We start from the raw sequence: 17575 nt of genomic DNA, 5'->3' as shown, positions 1-17575 counted from the left end.
CGGTCAGATTCCTTGTTCGCTGAGCCACAGGTTCAATGCCGCCAGTTGCCACAGCTTGGAGCCGCGCAAGGGCGTCAACTGGCCCTGGGGATCGGTCAGCAGGCGGTCGAGCATGGCCGGCTTGAACAGGCCGCGATCCTGGCTCGGGTCCAGCAGCAGTTCGCGTACCCAGTCCAGGGTCGCGCCCTGCAAGTGCTTGAGGCCCGGCACCGGGAAGTAGCCTTTCTTGCGGTCGATCACCTCGCTGGGGATCACCAGCCGCGCAGCTTCCTTGAGCACCTGCTTGCCGCCGTCCGGCAACTTGAAGCGCGCCGGCACCCGGGCCGAAAGCTCCACCAGGCGGTAGTCGAGGAACGGCGTGCGCGCCTCCAGGCCCCAGGCCATGGTCATGTTATCCACACGCTTGACCGGGTCATCCACCAGCATCACCGTGCTGTCCAGGCGCAGGGCCTTATCCACAGCTGCGTCGGCGCCGGGCTGGGCGAAATGCTCGCGGACAAAATCCCCGGCGGCATCGTTGGCGGTCAGCCACTGCGGTTGTACGGTGGCCGCGTAGTCGTCGTAGCTGCGGTCGAAGAAGGCCGCACGGTAGGCCGCGTAGGGGTCGCTGGCGCCGTCCACCTGCGGGTACCAGTGGTAGCCGGCAAAGAGTTCGTCGGCGCCCTGGCCGCTTTGCACTACCTTGCAGTGCTTGGCCACTTCCCGGGACAGCAGGTAGAAAGCGATGCAGTCGTGGCTGACCATCGGCTCGCTCATGGCCCGAAAGGCCGCGGGCAACTGTTCGATGATTTCACGTTCATCGATGCGCAACTGGTGATGCCGGGTGCCGTAGTGCCGGGCAATCAGGTCGGAGTACTGGAACTCGTCGCCCCGCTCGCCACCGGCGTCCTCGAAGCCGATGGAGAAGGTCGACAGGTTGTCCACCCCGACCTCTCGCAGCAGGCCCACCAGCAAGCTGGAGTCGACACCGCCGGACAGCAGCACGCCCACATCCACCGCTGCCCGTTGGCGGATGGCCACCGCTTCGCGGGTGCTGTCCAGCACCCGGTCACGCCAGTCTTCCAGAGTCAGGTTGGTTTCGTCGGCACGGGGGCCGTAGGGCAGGGTCCACCAGGTCTGCTGCTCGGTGCGGCCGTCGGCCTCGATACGCATCCAGGTGGCCGGCGGCAGTTTTTCGATGCCTGCCAGCAGGGTTCGCGGTGCTGGCACCACGGCATGGAAGTTCAGGTAGTGGTTGAGCGCCACGGGGTCGAGCAACGGGTTGATGTCGCCACCTTTGAGCAACGCCGGCAGGGCCGAGGCGAAGCGCAGGCGCTGGCCGGTGCGCGACAGGTACAGCGGCTTGACCCCGAGGCGGTCGCGGGCGATGAACAGGCGCTGGGCATCGCGCTCCCAGATGGCGAAGGCGAACATGCCGTTGAGCTTGGGCAGCAGGTCCGCGCCCCAGGCGTGGTAGCCCTTGAGCAACACCTCAGTGTCGCCGCCGGAATAGAAGGCATAACCCTTGGCTTCCAGTTCGGCGCGCAGTTCGGGGAAGTTGTAGATCGCGCCATTGAAGGCCAGGGACAGGCCCAGTTGGTTGTCGACCATGGGCTGCGCCGAGCCGTCCGAAAGGTCCATGATTTTCAACCGTCGATGGCCGAGGGCAATCGGGCCCTGGCTGTGAAAGCCCCAGGCGTCCGGGCCGCGAGGGGCCAGGTGGTGGGTGATTCGTTCAACCGCTGCCAGGTCGGCAGGTTGATGATCAAAGCGTAATTCGCCAGCTAGTCCGCACATAAGTCCTTACCGGTTTTTCCGTTGGGGAGAGTCAATCTGCCGCCGTCAAAAGGGCGGCTACCTGGAAACTGACCTGTGCGTAACTCGGGAGTTTTAGATCGATCGGTTATAAGCAGTTGAGTGGGGCCGGACGGTTGGATGTAGCGCTTGGTGCTGGCCAGCGGCCATTGGCGGCGCTGGAAAGTCAGCGCCGCCGCTCTGCTTCAGGCCTTGCCGCGAATCAGGCGACGCAGGGCAAAACGGTTCGGATGGCAGGCTTCGGCCACGCTTCTGGGCAGGGGCAGGGGCTCGTTTTCCAGCCAGGCGGCCAGCAGCTCGCCGGACAGCGGCGCGGTGATCAGCCCACGGGAACCGTGGCCACTGTTGATGTACAGGCCGTCGAGCCAGGGGCAGGGCAGGTCCGGCACTTGGCGCGCATCCTTGCCCAGGGCGGCGTAGGTTTCGGCAAAGGCAAGCGGGTCCGCCAGGGGGCCGACGATGGGCAGGTAGTCCGGGGTGGTGCAGCGGAAGGCCGCGCGGCCTTGCAGGCTGTCCAGGGGCAGTTGCTCGGCACCCAGGCGGTGCAGCAGGTCGCCGGAGATTTCCCGCAGCATCTCCAGGTTGCCGGCATGCTCGGCGCTGGTGGGGGTCAGGTCCTGGCTCTTGAAGTCGAAACTGGCGCCCAGGGTGTGTTCCCCCAGGCGCGCGGGGGCGACGTAGCCTTCGGCGCAGACCACCGTGGCCAGGATCTGGCTTTGTGCGGTCTGGGGCAGGCGGGTGATCTGCCCGCGAATGCGCTTGAGGGGCAGGTCGGCGCTGGCCGGGAAGCGCTTGATCTCGGCCGCACCGGCGAGGATCACCACCGCGGCGCTGGCCAGCATCCGGTCGCCGTCCCAGGCTTGCCATTGCTCATCGACCCGGCGCAGTTCCAGGACTTCCCGGTGTGCCAGGACCTGGATCCGCGGGTGGCTGGCCTGCCATTGGCACAGGGCCGGCGGATGCACCCAGCCACCTTCGGGGTAGAACAGGCCTCCGTGCTCAAGGCCGATACCGGCCCGGGCCTGGGCTTGGGGTTGGTCCAGCAGGTGCAGCAGGTCGGCGGGAAAAGCCGCGGCCAGTTGGGCCTGGCGCTCGGCTTCCTTGGCATTGAAGGCCAGTTGCAGCACGCCGCAGCCATCCCAGTCCTGGCCGCGCTGCAAATGCTCCAGTTGGCGCCGGGTATAGCCGAAGCCGCTGAGGATCATCTGCGACAGGGCGGTGCCGTGGGCCGAGAGCTTGAGGTAGAGCACGCCCTGGGGATTGCCCGAGGCCTCTCGGGCCAGCTCTGCATGACGCTCCAGCAATTGCACCTGCCAGCCGCGGGCGGCCAGGCTGGCGGCGCTGGCACAACCGGCCAGCCCGCCGCCGATCACCAGGGCGGTCTTCTCTTGCCGCGGGGGGCGGGCGAACCAGGGCCTGGCCCTGGCCGGCGCCGGCGCATCCTCTGGCCAGCCGAGGAACTCGCCTCGCAGTACCTCCCATTTGTGGCCGATGCCCGGGGTGCGTTTCATCTTGAAGCCGGCACTGTTCAGCAGCCGGCGCACCCAGCCGGTGCTGGTGAAGGTACTGATAGTGGAACCTGGGGCGGCCAGGCGCGCCAGTTCGGCGAAGAGCTCGGCGGTCCACATGTCGGGGTTCTTGGCCGGTGCGAAACCGTCGAGAAACCAGGCATCGACCTGGGCGTCCAGTTGCGGCAGTTGCTCCAGGGCATCGCCGATCAGCAGGGTCAGGATCACCCGCCCGCCCTCCAGCACGATGCGCTGGAAGCCGCCATGCACTGCCACGTACTGCTCAAACAGCGGTACAGAGAGGCTCGCCAGTTCCGGCCACAGGGCCAGGGCCCGTTGCAGGTCGGCAGGGCTCAAGGGGTACTTTTCCACACTGACGAAATGCAGCCGGGCACCGGTCGGGGCCTGTTGCTGGAACAACTGCCAGGCGCAGAGAAAGTTCAGCCCGGTGCCGAAGCCTGTTTCACCGATAACGAAGCGTTCGCCATCGGCCAGGGCGGCAAAGCGCTGGCCCAGGCGGTTCTGTTCGATGAACACGTGGCGGGTTTCATCCAGGCCCGATTCGCTGGAGAAGTACACATCGTCGAAGACCCGCGAGCGCGGGCGTCCTTGGTCGTCCCAGTCGAGCTGGGCGTGGGGCAGTTCAGGGATCATGTTCGGCTCATGTTGCGCAAGGCGGCCATTCTAGCCGATCGCGCCGGCGGCGCTTGATCCATGGCAAGGCGCTGCAGGTTCGGGGATTTGTTTTCCCTGGCCGAGGTCGATCCGCTAGTCTTGGAAAATTCTTGGAAGGGAGCCACCCATGTTCGAATCCGCTGAAATCGGTCACGCCATCGACAAAGAAACCTACGATGCCGAGGTGCCGGCGTTGCGCGAGGCCTTGCTCGAAGCCCAGTTCGAACTGCGCCAGAAGGCGAACTTTCCGGTGATCGTGCTGATCAACGGGATCGAGGGCGCGGGCAAGGGCGAGACGGTCAAGCTGCTCAACGAATGGATGGACCCGCGGCTGATCGAGGTGCGCACCTTCGACCAGCAGACCGACGAGGAACTGTCGCGGCCACCGGCCTGGCGCTACTGGCGGATGCTTCCGGCCAAGGGGCGCATGGGGGTGTTCTTCGGCAACTGGTACAGCCAGATGCTGCAGAGCCGGGTCCATGGCGAGATCAAGGACCCACGCCTGGACCAGGCGATCAACGGCGCCGAGCGCCTGGAGAAGATGCTCTGCGATGAAGGCGCACTGATCTTCAAGTTCTGGTTCCACCTGTCCAAGAAACAGATGAAGGCCCGCCTCAAGGCGTTGCAGGACGACCCGCTGCACAGCTGGCGCATCAGCCCGCTGGACTGGCAGCAGTCAGAAACCTACGACAAGTTCGTCAAGTACGGCGAGCGCGTGCTGCGCCGCACCAGCCGCGACTATGCGCCCTGGCACGTGATCGAGGGCGTCGATCCGCATTACCGCAGCCTTACCGTGGGGCGGATTCTCCTGGAAGGGCTGCAAAGCGCGCTGAACCGCCAGCCCCTGCGAGCCACCCAGGTCAACGCGGCGCCACTGCCTCCGGCGGTGGATCAGCTCAGTCTGCTGGACAGCCTGGACATGACCCAGCACCTGGACAAGGACGACTACGAAGAACAACTGATTACCGAACAGGCGCGCCTGGCCGGCCTGCTGCGGGACAAGCGCATGCGCAAGCACGCCCTGGTGGCGGTGTTCGAAGGCAACGACGCGGCGGGCAAGGGCGGGGCCATCCGCCGGGTCGCGGCGGCCCTGGACCCGCGCCAGTACAGCATCGTGCCGATTGCCGCGCCCACGGAAGAGGAGCGCGCCCAGCCCTATCTCTGGCGTTTCTGGCGGCATATCCCTGCCCGGGGCAAGTTCACCATCTTCGATCGTTCCTGGTACGGCCGGGTGCTGGTGGAGCGCATCGAGGGCTTCTGCAGCCCCGCCGACTGGTTGCGGGCCTACAGCGAGATCAACGACTTCGAGGAGCAGTTGGCCGATGCCCGGGTGATCGTCGTCAAGTTCTGGCTGGCCATCGACAAGGACACCCAGCTGGAGCGCTTCCAGGCCCGGGAGGAGATTCCCTTCAAGCGTTTCAAGATCACCGAGGACGACTGGCGCAACCGCGACAAGTGGGACGATTACCGCGCTGCCGTCGGCGACATGGTCGACCGCACCAGCACCGAGGTGTCGCCCTGGACTCTGGTGGAGGCCAACGACAAGCGCTGGGCCCGGGTCAAGGTTCTGCGCACCATCAACCGCGCCCTGGAAGCTGCGTTCGAGCGCTCGGACAAGCACGACAAGAAAGACAAGAAGTAGGTCGATGGTCGCGCATACGCCCAGTGAATGATTGTCGCGGCGGGACAGGAGGGGGATCTATGCTCGATGCTCTTCCTGCCGCCAACAACAATGAGGTGCGTCATGCGTGAAGTGGTGATCGTCGACAGCGTACGGACTGGCCTGGCCAAGTCCTTTAGGGGCAAGTTCAACCAGACCCGTCCGGATGACATGGCCGCCCACTGCGTCAATGCGCTGCTCGCCCGCAACGGCATCGACCCGGCCAGTGTCGAGGACTGCATCGTCGGCGCCGGCTCCAATGAAGGGGCCCAGGGTTTCAACATAGGGCGCAACGTCGCGGTGCTCTCGGCCCTGGGCACTGGTACCGCGGGGATGACCCTCAACCGCTTCTGTTCCTCGGGCCTGCAGGCGATCGCCATCGCCGCCAACCAGATCGCCTCCGGCTGCAGCGACATCATCGTGGCCGGTGGCGTCGAATCCATCAGCCTGACCATGAAGAGCGTCAACACCGAAAACCTGGTCAACCCGCTGCTCAAGGAGCAGGTACCGGGCATCTACTTCCCCATGGGCCAGACCGCCGAAGTGGTGGCCCGGCGCTACGGTGTCAGCCGCGAAGCCCAGGACCGCTACTCCCTGCAAAGCCAGCAGCGTACCGCCCAGGCCCAGGCCGCCGGCCTTTTCAGCGACGAGATCGTGCCGATGACGGTCAAGTACAAGGTCGAGGACAAGAACACCGGTGAGGTGCAGATCCTTGATGGCGTGGTGGACCGCGACGATTGCAACCGCCCCGACACCACCCTGGAAAACCTAGCGGCGTTGAAGCCGGTGTTTGCCGACGACGGTTCGGTGACGGCGGGCAATTCCTCGCAGCTGTCCGACGGTGCTTCGATGACCCTGGTGATGAGCCTGGAGCGGGCCCTGGCCCTGGGGCTCAAGCCCAAGGCATTCTTCCGCGGCTTTACCGTGGCCGGCTGCGAGCCGGACGAGATGGGTATCGGCCCGGTGTTCTCGGTGCCCAAGCTGCTCAAGGCCAAGGGCCTGAGCGTGGCTGACATCGATCTTTGGGAGCTCAATGAAGCGTTCGCTTCCCAGTGCCTGTATGCCCGCGACCGCCTGGAGATCGACAACGCCCGTTACAACGTCAATGGCGGCTCGATCTCCATCGGCCACCCGTTCGGCATGACCGGTTCGCGTCAGGTCGGGCATCTGGTGCGCGAGCTGCAGCGGCGCAACCTGCGCTATGGCATCGTCACCATGTGCGTGGGTGGCGGCATGGGGGCCACGGGGTTGTTCGAGGCGGTACGCTAGGTTTCGCTTCGTCGGCAAGCCGGCTCCCGTGGGGCCGGTTTGCGACCTGCACAATCCTGTTTGCGCTTTGTCGCCAACTGTCTCTGTGTCGGCTGCCGGCGCGGGCCTAGTATGTGAGCCTTGCTCGTAAGGCCTTGTGGGGTTCGCATGCACGTCTCGTCCGGTCGCTGGGTCTATGGTCTGTTCCTGGCCTTACTGACCGCGCTGTTGTGGGGCATCCTGCCCATCAAGCTCAAGCAGGTACTGCAAGTGATGGACCCGGTCACCGTGACCTGGTTTCGCCTGACGGTGTCCGGTGGCTGCCTGCTGGCCTACCTGGCGGCGGTGGGGCGCCTGCCACGCTGGCGAGTGCTGGGGCCCAAGGGTATCTGGCTGGTGCCGATCTCGGTCTGTGGCCTGGTAGGCAATTACGTGCTGTACCTCATGGGCCTCAATCTGTTGAGCCCGGGCACCGCGCAACTGGTGGTGCAGATGGGGCCTATCCTGCTATTGATCGCCAGCCTGTTCGTATTCAAGGAGCGGTTCAGTCTCGGCCAGGGCCTGGGGCTTCTGGTGCTGCTGATCGGCTTTGGGCTGTTCTTCAATCAGCGCCTGAGCGAACTGCTGACTTCCCTGAGCGACTACACCGCGGGGGTCCTGACCATTCTTGCCGCTTCCGCGGTCTGGACCTTCTACGCCCTGGGCCAGAAGCAACTGCTGAGCGTGTGGAATTCCCTGCAGGTAATGATGGTGATCTACCTGTTCTGCGCCTTGTTGCTCACCCCTTGGGCTCATCCGCTGGAGGCGCTGGAATTGAACCCGTTGCAGGGTTGGCTGTTGCTGGCGTGCTGCCTCAATACCCTGATTGCCTATGGCGCCTTTGCCGAGGCTCTGGCCCATTGGGAAGCGTCGCGGGTCAGCGCGACCCTGGCCATTACGCCGCTGGTGACCTTTGTCGCGGTGGCTTGGGCCGCCTGGCTCTGGCCCGAGTATGTGCAAGCCGAGCAAATCAATGGGCTGGGCTATGGCGGGGCGCTGCTGGTGGTGCTGGGGTCGGCGCTGACGGCGCTGGGCCCGTCGTTGATGGCGGGGTTGCGAGCGCGGCGGCAGCGGATCGCGGCGGGCTGAGCTTCGCTGGCGAGCCAGCTCCTGCAGTCGGGTTGTGGCAGGAGCTGGCTCGCTAGCGAAGGCGACTGCGGTCTTACCCCTGCTTCCCGGCCTCCAGCATGTTTTCCGGGCGGACCCAGGCATCGAACTGTTCATCGGTCAGGTACCCGAGTTCCAGCGCCGCCTCGCGCAGGGTCAGGTTCTCGGCATAGGCCTTCTTGGCGATCTCGGCGGCCTTGTCGTAGCCGATATGGGTATTGAGCGCGGTCACCAGCATCAGCCCGCGCTCCAGGTGCGCGGCCATCTGTTGCGGGTCAGGTTCCAGCCCGGCGATGCAATGGTGCTGGAAGTTGCTGCAGCCATCGGCCAGCAGGCGGATCGATTGCAGCAGGTTGTGGATGATCACCGGCTTGAACACGTTCAGTTGCAAGTGGCCCTGGCTGGCGGCAAAGCCGATGGTCACATCGTTGCCCATGACCTGGCAGGCCAGCATCGACAGGGCTTCGCACTGGGTCGGGTTGACCTTGCCGGGCATGATCGAGCTGCCGGGCTCGTTGGCGGGGAGCTTGACCTCGGCCAGGCCTGCCCGTGGCCCCGAGCCCAGCAGGCGCAGGTCGTTGGCGATTTTCATCAGGCACACGGCGAGGGTTTTCAGGGCACCGGAAAGGCTGGTCAGCGGTTCATGGCCGGCCAGGGCGGCGAACTTGTTCGATGCCGTGACGAAGGGCAGGCCCGAGAGCGCCGCCAACTCGGCGGCGATGGCCTCGCCGAAACCGTGGGGTGAGTTGAGCCCGGTGCCTACCGCGGTGCCGCCCTGGGCCAGTTCGCAGACGGCCGGCAAAGCGCTGCGGATGGCGCGCTCGGCGTACCCCAGTTGGGCGATGAAGGCCGAGATTTCCTGGCCGAAGGTAATGGGGGTGGCGTCCATCATGTGGGTGCGACCGGTCTTCACCAGCTTCATGTGCCGCGCCGACAGCTCGGCCAGGCCGCCGGAGAGCTCGGTGATCGCTGGCAGCAACTGGAACTGCACCGCCTGGGCCGCCGCAATGTGCATGGCAGTGGGGAAGCAGTCGTTGGAGCTCTGCGAGCGATTGACGTGGTCATTGGGGTGCACCGGCGTCTTGCCGCCCCGAGGGTTGCCCGCCAGCTCGTTAGCCCGTCCAGCCAGCACTTCGTTGACGTTCATGTTGCTTTGGGTACCGCTGCCGGTCTGCCACACCACCAGAGGGAACTGGTCGTCATGCTCGCCCGCGAGCACTTCGTCGGCGGCCTGTTCGATCAGGCGGGCGATATCGGCAGGGATGTCGCCGTTGCGGTCGTTGACCCGCGCCGCGGCTTTCTTGATCAGGGCCAGGGCATGCAGCACCGCCAAGGGCATGCGTTCGTTGCCGATGGCGAAGTTGACCAGCGAACGTTGGGTCTGCGCGCCCCAGTAGGCTTCTTGCGGGACTTCAACCTGGCCCAGGCTGTCGGTTTCGATTCGGTTCATCGTGGCAATCCTCCTAGTCTGACAGGCCAGTTTAGGCCGTGATCCGCGGCTCGGGTTCCATGCCGGGGGTTTTTCCCCGCCATGGCCGAGCAAAACCGGGGGCCGGTCGGCGTGGGGTTGAGGGACGCGGATTAATAGGCGCAGAATGGGCGCCCTTGGGGTTCTACCTCGCCTGCTAGATAAAGGAAACTCGATGACCCGTTTTCGTGCCATCTGTACCGCGGTTGTTCTGGTGTGTGCCAGCGGCCAGGTTCTTGCCGATACCGCCAGCCACAACGCCAGTGCCGAGGCCTTCCTGACCCTGGCCCATGCGGACAAGCTCGGTACCCCGGTGTACATGCAAGTTCAGCAAATGTTCGCCCAGCGCTTCGAGCAGACCAAAGCCCCGGAATCCAAGCGTGCCCTGCTGGAAACCTACCAGGCCAAGGCCAATGCCGCCCTGGACCAGGCCATTGGCTGGAACAAGCTGAAGCCGGACATGGTCAAGCTCTACACCAGCAATTTCAGCGAATCGGAGCTCAAGGAACTGGTGGCTTTCTATCAGTCGCCACTGGGCAAGAAAGTCCTGGAAAAAATGCCCCAGCTGACCCAGCAATCGGCGCAGATGACCCAGGCCAAGCTGGAAAGCGCGGTACCGGTGGTGAACAAGCTGCTGGCCGACATGACCGCCGAGCTCGAGCCCAAGGCTGCCCCGGCGAAGAAGAAGTAAGCGGAGCCCGCAATGACCATGCAACAACGTATCGAAGCGGCGCTCGGGGCATTGCAGCCCGAGCACCTGCAAGTGCTGGATGAAAGCCACATGCACAGCCGTGGCCTGGAAACCCACTTCAAGGCGGTACTGGTCAGCGAGCAGTTCGCCGGCCTCAACAGCGTCAAGCGCCATCAGAAGGTCTACGCCACCCTGGGTGAGCTGATGGGCCAGTTCCATGCGTTGGCGCTGCACACTTATACGCCTGAGGAATGGTCGAAGATCGGTGTGGCTCCGGCTTCGCCGACCTGTGCCGGTGGCAGTCAGCATTAACCGCGGTTTTTTTGTTAGAATCCGCAACGCGCCGCTTATGCCGGCGCGTTTTTTTTTGCATCCGGTTCACCCTTTACGAGGGTAGCCACCTGGAGATTACCCATGGCACAACCTATTGTCGTGGCGGCACTGTACAAGTTCGTCACCCTCGAAGATTACGTCAACCTGCGTGAGCCCCTGTTGCAGGCAATGCTCGACAACGGCATCAAGGGCACCTTGCTGATTGCCGAAGAAGGCATCAACGGCACGGTTTCCGGCAGCCGCGAAGGCATCGACGGGCTGCTGGCCTGGCTGAAGAACGACCCGCGCATGGTGGATATCGATCACAAGGAATCCTACTGCGACGAGCAGCCGTTCTACCGCACCAAGGTCAAGCTCAAGAAAGAGATCGTTACCCTGGGCGTGCCCGGCGTCGATCCCAACAAGAAGGTCGGGACCTACGTCGAGCCACAGGACTGGAACGCCCTGATCAGCGATCCGGAAGTGCTGCTGATCGATACCCGCAACGACTATGAAGTGTCCATTGGCACCTTCGAAGGCGCCATCGACCCCAAGACCACCAGCTTCCGCGAATTCCCGGACTACATCAAAGCCCACTTCGACCCGAGCAAGCACAAGAAGGTGGCGATGTTCTGCACCGGCGGCATCCGTTGCGAGAAGGCCTCGAGCTACATGCTCAGCGAAGGCTTCGACGAGGTGTTCCACCTCAAGGGCGGGATCCTCAAGTACCTCGAAGAGGTACCGCAGCAAGAGAGCAAATGGCAGGGCGACTGCTTCGTGTTCGATAACCGGGTCACCGTGCGCCACGACCTGAGCGAAGGCGACTACGATCAATGTCATGCCTGCCGTACTCCAGTGAGCGTCGAGGATCGTGCATCCGAGCACTATGTGCCTGGTATCAGCTGCCCGCACTGCTGGGACAAGCTGAGCGAGAAGACCCGCCGCAGTGCCATCGACCGGCAGAAGCAGATCGAATTGGCCAAGGCTCGCAACATGCCGCACCCGATTGGTTACAACTACAAGCAATCTTCTTCCGAGGCTTGAGCCATGTCTGCCCGCCTGCTCTATGTGATGGACCCGATGTGTTCATGGTGCTGGGGCTTTGCGCCCGTGGCCCAGGCCCTGGCGGAGCAGGCCCGGGCCGCCGGGGTCGAGGTGCACCTGGTGGTGGGGGGCTTGCGTACCGGTAGCGGTGCGGCCCTGGAACCCAATACCCGGTGCTACATCCTCGAGCACTGGCAGGCGGTGCACCAGGCCACCGGCCAACCGTTCGGCTTCGAGGGCGCCTTGCCCGATGGCTTTGTCTATGACACCGAACCGGCCTGTCGCGCCATCGTCACCGCACGTGGCCTGGCGGCGGACTGCGCCTGGACCCTGCTGGGGCTGATCCAGCAGGCGTTCTATGTCGAAGGCCGGGATGTCACCCTGGCCAGTGTGCTGGTGGAGCTGGCGGAGCGGGCAGGGGTGCCGCGCATCGAATTCGCCGAGGCCTTCGACCGGGCCGAGCAGCATGTGGCTACCGCGGCGGACTTCACCTGGGTCCAGGACCTGGGAATCGCCGGCTTTCCTACCTTGCTGGCCGAGCGTAATGGCCAGTTGGCGTTGCTGACCAACGGCTATCAGCCGCTGAGCGAGCTGTCTCCTCTGTTGGGGCGCTGGCTGGAGCGCGCCGCCTGTGCCTGAACCGGTGGATTCAAGCGTCAGCGGTAAGCCGATCGATCGCCTGAGCTGGGCGCATATCCGTCGCCTGGCTCTTGAGCACAAGAAATCTCTGTGGATCGCCAACGGCGTCGCCGTGCTGGCGACCCTGTGCAGTGTGCCGATCCCGCTGCTGCTGCCCTTGCTGGTGGATGAGGTGCTGTTGGGGCACGGCGATACCGCTCTGCAGGTGATGAACCGCTTCCTGCCCCAGGGATGGCAGAGTGCCGCTGGCTATATCGGCCTGATGCTCATGGTGACGCTGATCCTGCGCTGCTCGGCGCTGGTGTTCAACGTGATTCAGGCGCGGCTGTTTGCCGGGCTGGCCAAGGACATCGTCTACCGCATCCGCGTGCGGCTGATCGAGCGGCTCAAGCGCATTTCCCTGGGGGAATACGAAAGCCTGGGGGGCGGTACGGTCACCACTCACCTGGTCACCGACCTGGACACTGTGGACAAGTTCGTCGGTGAGACCCTCAGCCGCTTCCTGGTGGCCATGCTGACCCTGGTGGGCACGGCGGGCATCCTGATGTGGATGCACTGGAAACTGGCCTTGCTGATCCTGCTGTTCAACCCGCTGGTGATCTTCGCCACGGTGCAGTTGGGCAAGCGGGTCAAGCACCTGAAGAAGCTGGAAAACGACAGCACTTCGCGCTTTACCCAGGCCCTGACCGAGACCCTGGAGGCTATCCAGGAAATTCGCGCGAGCAATCGCCAGGGCTACTTTCTCGGGCGCCTGGGGCGGCGTGCCGAGGAAGTGCGGGACTACGCTGTGGCCTCGCAATGGAAAAGCGATGCCTCGGGCCGCGCCAGCGGGCTGCTGTTCCAGTTCGGCATCGATATCTTCCGCGCGGCGGCGATGCTGACCGTGTTGTTCTCCGACCTGTCCATCGGCCAGATGCTGGCGGTATTCAGTTACCTGTGGTTCATGATCGGGCCGGTGGAACAGTTGCTGAACCTGCAATACGCCTACTACGCCGCGGGCGGCGCACTGACCCGGATCAACGAGCTGCTGGCGCGGGCCGACGAACCGCAGTACGGCCCGGGTGCGGACCCGTTCGTGGGGCGCGAGACCGTCGGCATCGAGGTCCGCGGCTTGAGCTTCGGCTACGGTGACGAGCGGGTGCTGGACAATATGGACCTGTCCATCGCTCCCGGTGAAAAGGTAGCCATTGTCGGTGCCAGCGGTGGCGGCAAGAGCACCCTGGTGCAGTTGCTGCTGGGGCTGTACACACCGCAGACCGGGGTGATCCGCTTTGGTGGTTCGACCCAGCAGGAAATCGGCCTGGAGACGGTGCGGGAGAACGTGGCGGTGGTGTTGCAGCATCCCGCGCTGTTCAACGACACGATCCGCGCCAACCTGGCCATGGGGCGCGAGCGCAGTGACGAAGCCTGCTGGCAGGCCCTGGAAATTGCTCAGTTGGACGCTACCGTCAGGGCCTTGCCGCAGGGGCTGGACAGCGTGGTGGGGCGTTCCGGCGTGCGTTTGTCCGGGGGCCAGCGCCAGCGCCTGGCGATTGCGCGGATGGTTCTGGCCGAGCCCAAGGTGGTGATTCTCGATGAGGCCACTTCCGCCCTGGATGCCGCCACCGAGTACAACCTGCATCAGGCCTTGACGCGTTTTCTGCGTGGGCGGACTACGCTGATCATTGCCCATCGCTTGTCAGCGGTAAAACAGGCGGACCGGGTTTTGGTGTTCGATGGCGGGCAGATTGCCGAAGATGGCGACCATCAGCAGCTGATTGCCGATGGCGGCCTTTACGCCAAGCTGTACGGGCATTTGCAGCAGGTTCGATAGCCTTGAGTTTTATCCGTCTTTCTGTGCTTAGTGCTTGAATTTCCTGGTGGAACAACCGTTTCAGCTTTAGTGCGGCGGCCCGTTTCCCCGGCCAGTCTGCGTCAGCGGCAGCCTGCCCTGCGCCAGTTCTGTGGAAATTGGCCTAACCTGTGCTGTCTGAGGCGCAACTACTGGGTGTTCATTTGGCTGTGCGCAAGCAAGGACCCTCATGAAGCAAAAGCGGACTTTCGCAACGCCGCGCTTGTTGGGCATCGTCTGGCCCTTCATCGCCGTGGTGTTATTTCAAGCGCTGTTGGGCGGCCTCAGCCTGTACGTACTGTCGGCGGTACGGGGCTATGTGGCTGGTGAAAGCCTGTGGTCCAAGGGCCAGAAAGACGCCATCTACTACCTCAATCTGTATGCCGACAGCCGCGACGAAGGCACTTTCCTCAAGTACCAGAACGCAATTGCCGTGCCCCAGGGCGGGCATGAGTTGCGGGTTGCCCTGGATCACCAGCCACCGGATCTGGAGGCCGCACGCCTGGGCATCCTCAAGGGCGGCAATCACCCGGACGATGTCTCCAGCCTGATCTGGCTGTACCTCAACTTCCGTCATTTCAGCTACCTGGAAAAGGCCATCGATCTGTGGACCGTGGGGGACGGATACCTGTTGCAACTGGACACCGTGGCCCGGGAGATGCACCAGAGGATCGGCAGCAACAGCGCCAGCGAAGGCGACGTGCAGCGCTGGAAGAGTCAGATTTTCGCCATCAATGACGGCGTCACTCCCGCTGCCAAGGCCTTCAGCGATGCCTTGGGCGAGGGTTCGCGGGTGATCTTGCGGCTGTTGCTGGTGACCAACCTGGCAACCGCGCTGGTGCTGATTGCCCTGGCCCTGCTGCGCACGCACAAGCTGCTGGCCCAGCGCCATGCCTTTGCCGACGCCCTGCAACTGGAAAAGGAGCGGGCGCAGATCACCCTGCAGTCCATCGGCGACGGGGTGATCACCACCGACGTCGAAGGTGCCATCGCCTACATGAACCCGGCGGCAGAGGACCTGACTCGCTGGAAGGCCGAGCAGGCAGTGGGATTGCCCCTGGCAGCCTTGTTCAACCTGCTGGATGAAAATGCCCAGGCTGACGGTTTCACCCTCATCGAACACATCCTCAGCGGTCAGCTCAGCGGCGGCAGCGAGCATTCCAAACTGATCCAGCGTCTGGACGGCAGCACGGTCTCGGTGACCCTGGTGGGGGCGCCGATCCGCAATGCCGGCAAGGTCAGCGGCACGGTGCTGGTGCTGCACGACATGACCCAGGAGCGGCAATACATCGCCAACCTCTCCTGGCAGGCGACCCATGACGCCCTGACCGGCCTGGCCAATCGCCGGGAGTTCGAGTTCCGCCTGGAGCAGGCCCTGCACAGCCTGATTCGCCAGCCGGCACGGCATGCGCTGATGTTCCTCGATCTGGATCAGTTCAAGCTGGTCAATGACACCTGTGGCCATGCTGCCGGGGACGAGTTGCTGCGGCATATCTGCGCGCTGCTGCAGTCGGGCCTGCGCGAAGGCGACACCCTGGCACGGCTGGGTGGGGACGAGTTCGGCATCCTCCTGGAGAATTGCTCGCCAGAGGCCGCGGAGAAGATTGCCGAGGGGCTGCGCCAGACCGTGCAAAATCTGCATTTCGTCTGGAAAGGCCGGCCCTTCGTGACCACCGTGAGTATCGGCCTGGTGCACATCGCCCAGACCCCGACCACCCTCGAAGCCTCGCTGAGAGCGGCGGACATGGCCTGCTACATGGCCAAGGAAAAGGGGCGTAACCGTGTGCAGGTCTACCATGCCGACGATTCCGAGCTGTCGCTGCGCTTTGGCGAGATGGCCTGGGTCCAGCGTCTGCACATGGCGCTGGAGGAAAACCGCTTCTGCCTCTATTCGCAGGAGATCACCGCCCTGGGGCATGTCGAGCGTGGCGGCGGGCATGTGGAGATTCTGTTGCGCCTGCATGACGAGGCGGGTCGGATGATTCTGCCGGACAGCTTCATTCCGGCGGCGGAGCGCTACGGCCTGATGACCTCTCTGGACCGTTGGGTGGTACAGAACGTATTCAAGATCATTGCCCAATGCATTGCCGAAGGCCGTGAAGGGCCAATGGCAATGTGCGCCATCAACCTGTCGGGTATCACCATCGGCGATGATGCGTTTCTCGACTTCTTGCGCGAGCAGTTTGTCGTCTATGGCGTACCGCCAAAGTTGATCTGTTTTGAAATTACTGAAACCAGTGCGATTGCAAATTTGGGCAGTGCCATTCGTTTCATAAATGAACTCAAGGGCTTAGGCTGCCATTTTTCCCTGGATGATTTTTGTGCGGGAATGTCGTCGTTCGCTTATCTCAAACATTTGCCTGTAGACTTCCTCAAGATCGATGGAAGTTTCGTAAAGGATATGCTGGACGACCCGATTAACCGCGCCATGGTCGAAGTGATCAACCACATCGGGCATGTCATGGGTAAGCGCACGATTGCCGAGTTTGTTGAAACACCGCAGATCGAGCAGGCATTGCTTGAGATCGGCGTGGATTATGCTCAAGGCTACATTATTGAACGCCCGCAATTGTTCACCTGTGACAGCCTGCAGTGTCGACCCGTGAGACCACAGCCACTGTTGTTCAAGGCGCCCGGTACGTTCCGTTGAAACCTCTTTTGGATCCGTACATCACAATCAAAAGGAGCCCGACAGTGATCGACACATTCAGCCGAACCGGCCCGCTCATGGAAGCTGCCAGTTACCCCGCCTGGACCCAGCAATTGATCCAGGACTGCAGCGAGAGCAAGCGCCGCGTCGTGGAGCATGAGCTGTACCAGCGCATGCGCGATAACAAACTCAGTGCCAAAGTCATGCGTCAGTATCTGATTGGCGGCTGGCCGGTGGTTGAACAGTTCGCCCTGTACATGGCGCAAAACCTGACCAAGACCCGTTTTGCCCGCCATCCCGGCGAAGACATGGCGCGTCGCTGGCTAATGCGCAATATCCGGGTCGAGCTCAATCATGCCGATTACTGGGTGCACTGGAGCCGGGCCCATGGCGTGACCCTGGAAGACCTGCAGGCCCAGCAAGTACCGCCAGAGCTGCATGCCTTGAGCCATTGGTGCTGGCATACCAGTTCTGCCGATTCCCTGATCGTGGCCATTGCCGCCACCAACTACGCCATTGAAGGGGCTACGGGCGAGTGGTCGGCGCTGGTGTGTTCCAACGGCATCTATGCCGCGGCGTTCCCGGAAGAGGATCGCAAACGTGCCATGAAGTGGCTGAAGATGCATGCCCAGTACGACGACGCCCATCCCTGGGAAGCGCTGGAAATCATCGTCACCCTGGCAGGGCTGAACCCGAGCAAGGCCCTGCAGGTCGAGCTGCGTCAGGCCATCTGCAAGAGCTATGACTATATGTACCTGTTCCTGGAACGCTGCATGCAGCAGGAAAAGACTGCGGTGACCCGCGAGCGCCTGGCACTGGCCGAAGGCTGAGTCAGGGAATGTCGGGCGCTTCGATTGCCGCGCACGCTGGACGTGTGGGGTGATGAAGTTGCCCGTGCATCAACGGGGC

Annotated in this window: 13 protein-coding genes; 10 read left to right on the top strand and 3 right to left on the bottom strand. The window is 63.5% G+C overall.

The window, feature by feature from the left end; translation table 11 throughout:
- Positions 1 to 3 precede the first annotated feature (3 nt).
- Positions 4 to 1776 (bottom strand): N-acetylglutaminylglutamine amidotransferase, encoded by a 1773-nt coding sequence (locus AC07R1_RS29625; RefSeq protein ID WP_011062603.1) that lies wholly within the window; start codon positions 1774 to 1776, stop codon positions 4 to 6.
- 203 nt (positions 1777 to 1979) lie between these two features.
- Positions 1980 to 3956 carry a bifunctional tRNA (5-methylaminomethyl-2-thiouridine)(34)-methyltransferase MnmC2/FAD-dependent 5-carboxymethylaminomethyl-2-thiouridine(34) oxidoreductase MnmC1 gene (gene mnmC / locus AC07R1_RS29620; RefSeq protein ID WP_495111214.1) on the bottom strand — a complete coding sequence of 659 codons (1977 nt, stop codon included), beginning with the start codon at positions 3954 to 3956 and terminating at the stop codon, positions 1980 to 1982.
- Positions 3957 to 4104: 148 nt separating this feature from the next.
- Here mnmC and pap point away from each other — a divergent pair, with 148 nt between their 5' ends.
- The 3 genes from pap (at position 4105) to AC07R1_RS29605 (ending at position 8013) form a co-directional block, all read left to right on the top strand.
- Positions 4105 to 5619 (top strand): polyphosphate:AMP phosphotransferase, encoded by a 1515-nt coding sequence (gene pap, locus AC07R1_RS29615; protein ID WP_011062601.1) that lies wholly within the window; start codon positions 4105 to 4107, stop codon positions 5617 to 5619.
- A 102-nt stretch (positions 5620 to 5721) separates the two neighbouring features.
- The gene (locus AC07R1_RS29610; RefSeq protein ID WP_011062600.1) at positions 5722 to 6906 is read left to right on the top strand and encodes a thiolase family protein; all 1185 of its coding nucleotides are present in this window, start codon (positions 5722 to 5724) and stop codon (positions 6904 to 6906) included.
- A gap of 147 nt (positions 6907 to 7053) precedes the next feature.
- Positions 7054 to 8013 (top strand): DMT family transporter, encoded by a 960-nt coding sequence (locus tag AC07R1_RS29605; protein WP_019093385.1) that lies wholly within the window; start codon positions 7054 to 7056, stop codon positions 8011 to 8013.
- Positions 8014 to 8086: 73 nt separating this feature from the next.
- Here the strand turns inward: AC07R1_RS29605 and AC07R1_RS29600 are convergent, their stop codons facing one another.
- Positions 8087 to 9481 (bottom strand): class II fumarate hydratase, encoded by a 1395-nt coding sequence (locus AC07R1_RS29600; protein ID WP_011062598.1) that lies wholly within the window; start codon positions 9479 to 9481, stop codon positions 8087 to 8089.
- A 193-nt stretch (positions 9482 to 9674) separates the two neighbouring features.
- On the opposite strand from AC07R1_RS29600, the gene AC07R1_RS29595 reads away from it, so the two are divergent.
- The 7 genes from AC07R1_RS29595 to AC07R1_RS29565 all read left to right on the top strand — a co-directional run bounded on the left by AC07R1_RS29595 (position 9675) and on the right by AC07R1_RS29565 (position 17496).
- Positions 9675 to 10190, top strand: a complete 516-nt coding sequence (locus AC07R1_RS29595; protein WP_015636579.1) for a DUF2059 domain-containing protein — start codon at positions 9675 to 9677, stop codon at positions 10188 to 10190.
- 12 nt (positions 10191 to 10202) lie between these two features.
- Complete coding sequence (locus AC07R1_RS29590) at positions 10203 to 10502, top strand: BolA family protein (RefSeq protein WP_011062596.1); 300 nt, start codon at positions 10203 to 10205, stop codon at positions 10500 to 10502.
- A 102-nt stretch (positions 10503 to 10604) separates the two neighbouring features.
- Complete coding sequence (trhO, locus tag AC07R1_RS29585; RefSeq protein ID WP_011062595.1) at positions 10605 to 11546, top strand: oxygen-dependent tRNA uridine(34) hydroxylase TrhO; 942 nt, start codon at positions 10605 to 10607, stop codon at positions 11544 to 11546.
- 36 nt (positions 11547 to 11582) lie between these two features.
- Positions 11583 to 12185: a DsbA family protein gene (locus AC07R1_RS29580; RefSeq protein ID WP_495111224.1), complete on the top strand. Its 603-nt coding sequence runs from the start codon at positions 11583 to 11585 to the stop codon at positions 12183 to 12185.
- 31 nt (positions 12186 to 12216) lie between these two features.
- Complete coding sequence (locus AC07R1_RS29575; protein ID WP_495111223.1) at positions 12217 to 13998, top strand: ABC transporter ATP-binding protein; 1782 nt, start codon at positions 12217 to 12219, stop codon at positions 13996 to 13998.
- 208 nt (positions 13999 to 14206) lie between these two features.
- Positions 14207 to 16666, top strand: a complete 2460-nt coding sequence (locus AC07R1_RS29570) for an EAL domain-containing protein (protein WP_011062592.1) — start codon at positions 14207 to 14209, stop codon at positions 16664 to 16666.
- A 77-nt stretch (positions 16667 to 16743) separates the two neighbouring features.
- Positions 16744 to 17496 (top strand): iron-containing redox enzyme family protein, encoded by a 753-nt coding sequence (locus AC07R1_RS29565; protein ID WP_220802812.1) that lies wholly within the window; start codon positions 16744 to 16746, stop codon positions 17494 to 17496.
- Positions 17497 to 17575 lie beyond the last annotated feature (79 nt).

The sequence above is a fragment of the Pseudomonas sp. GW821-FHT07F01 genome (assembly GCF_059418825.1).
This window is presented reverse-complemented; position numbering and strand designations above follow the sequence as displayed.

Excerpts from the sequence above, each read along its gene's own strand:
- AC07R1_RS29590 (WP_011062596.1), top strand. The coding sequence starts at position 10,203 with ATGACCATGCAACAACGTATCGAAGCGGCGCTCGGGGCATTGCAGCCC.
- trhO (WP_011062595.1), top strand. The coding sequence starts at position 10,605 with ATGGCACAACCTATTGTCGTGGCGGCACTGTACAAGTTCGTCACCCTC.
- pap (WP_011062601.1), top strand. The coding sequence starts at position 4,105 with ATGTTCGAATCCGCTGAAATCGGTCACGCCATCGACAAAGAAACCTAC.
- AC07R1_RS29610 (WP_011062600.1), top strand. The coding sequence starts at position 5,722 with ATGCGTGAAGTGGTGATCGTCGACAGCGTACGGACTGGCCTGGCCAAG.
- AC07R1_RS29600 (WP_011062598.1), bottom strand. The coding sequence starts at position 9,481 with ATGAACCGAATCGAAACCGACAGCCTGGGCCAGGTTGAAGTCCCGCAA.
- AC07R1_RS29595 (WP_015636579.1), top strand. The coding sequence starts at position 9,675 with ATGACCCGTTTTCGTGCCATCTGTACCGCGGTTGTTCTGGTGTGTGCC.
- AC07R1_RS29570 (WP_011062592.1), top strand. The coding sequence starts at position 14,207 with ATGAAGCAAAAGCGGACTTTCGCAACGCCGCGCTTGTTGGGCATCGTC.
- AC07R1_RS29580 (WP_495111224.1), top strand. The coding sequence starts at position 11,583 with ATGTGTTCATGGTGCTGGGGCTTTGCGCCCGTGGCCCAGGCCCTGGCG.
- AC07R1_RS29565 (WP_220802812.1), top strand. The coding sequence starts at position 16,744 with ATGGAAGCTGCCAGTTACCCCGCCTGGACCCAGCAATTGATCCAGGAC.
- AC07R1_RS29625 (WP_011062603.1), bottom strand. The coding sequence starts at position 1,776 with ATGTGCGGACTAGCTGGCGAATTACGCTTTGATCATCAACCTGCCGAC.
- AC07R1_RS29605 (WP_019093385.1), top strand. The coding sequence starts at position 7,054 with ATGCACGTCTCGTCCGGTCGCTGGGTCTATGGTCTGTTCCTGGCCTTA.
- mnmC (WP_495111214.1), bottom strand. The coding sequence starts at position 3,956 with ATGATCCCTGAACTGCCCCACGCCCAGCTCGACTGGGACGACCAAGGA.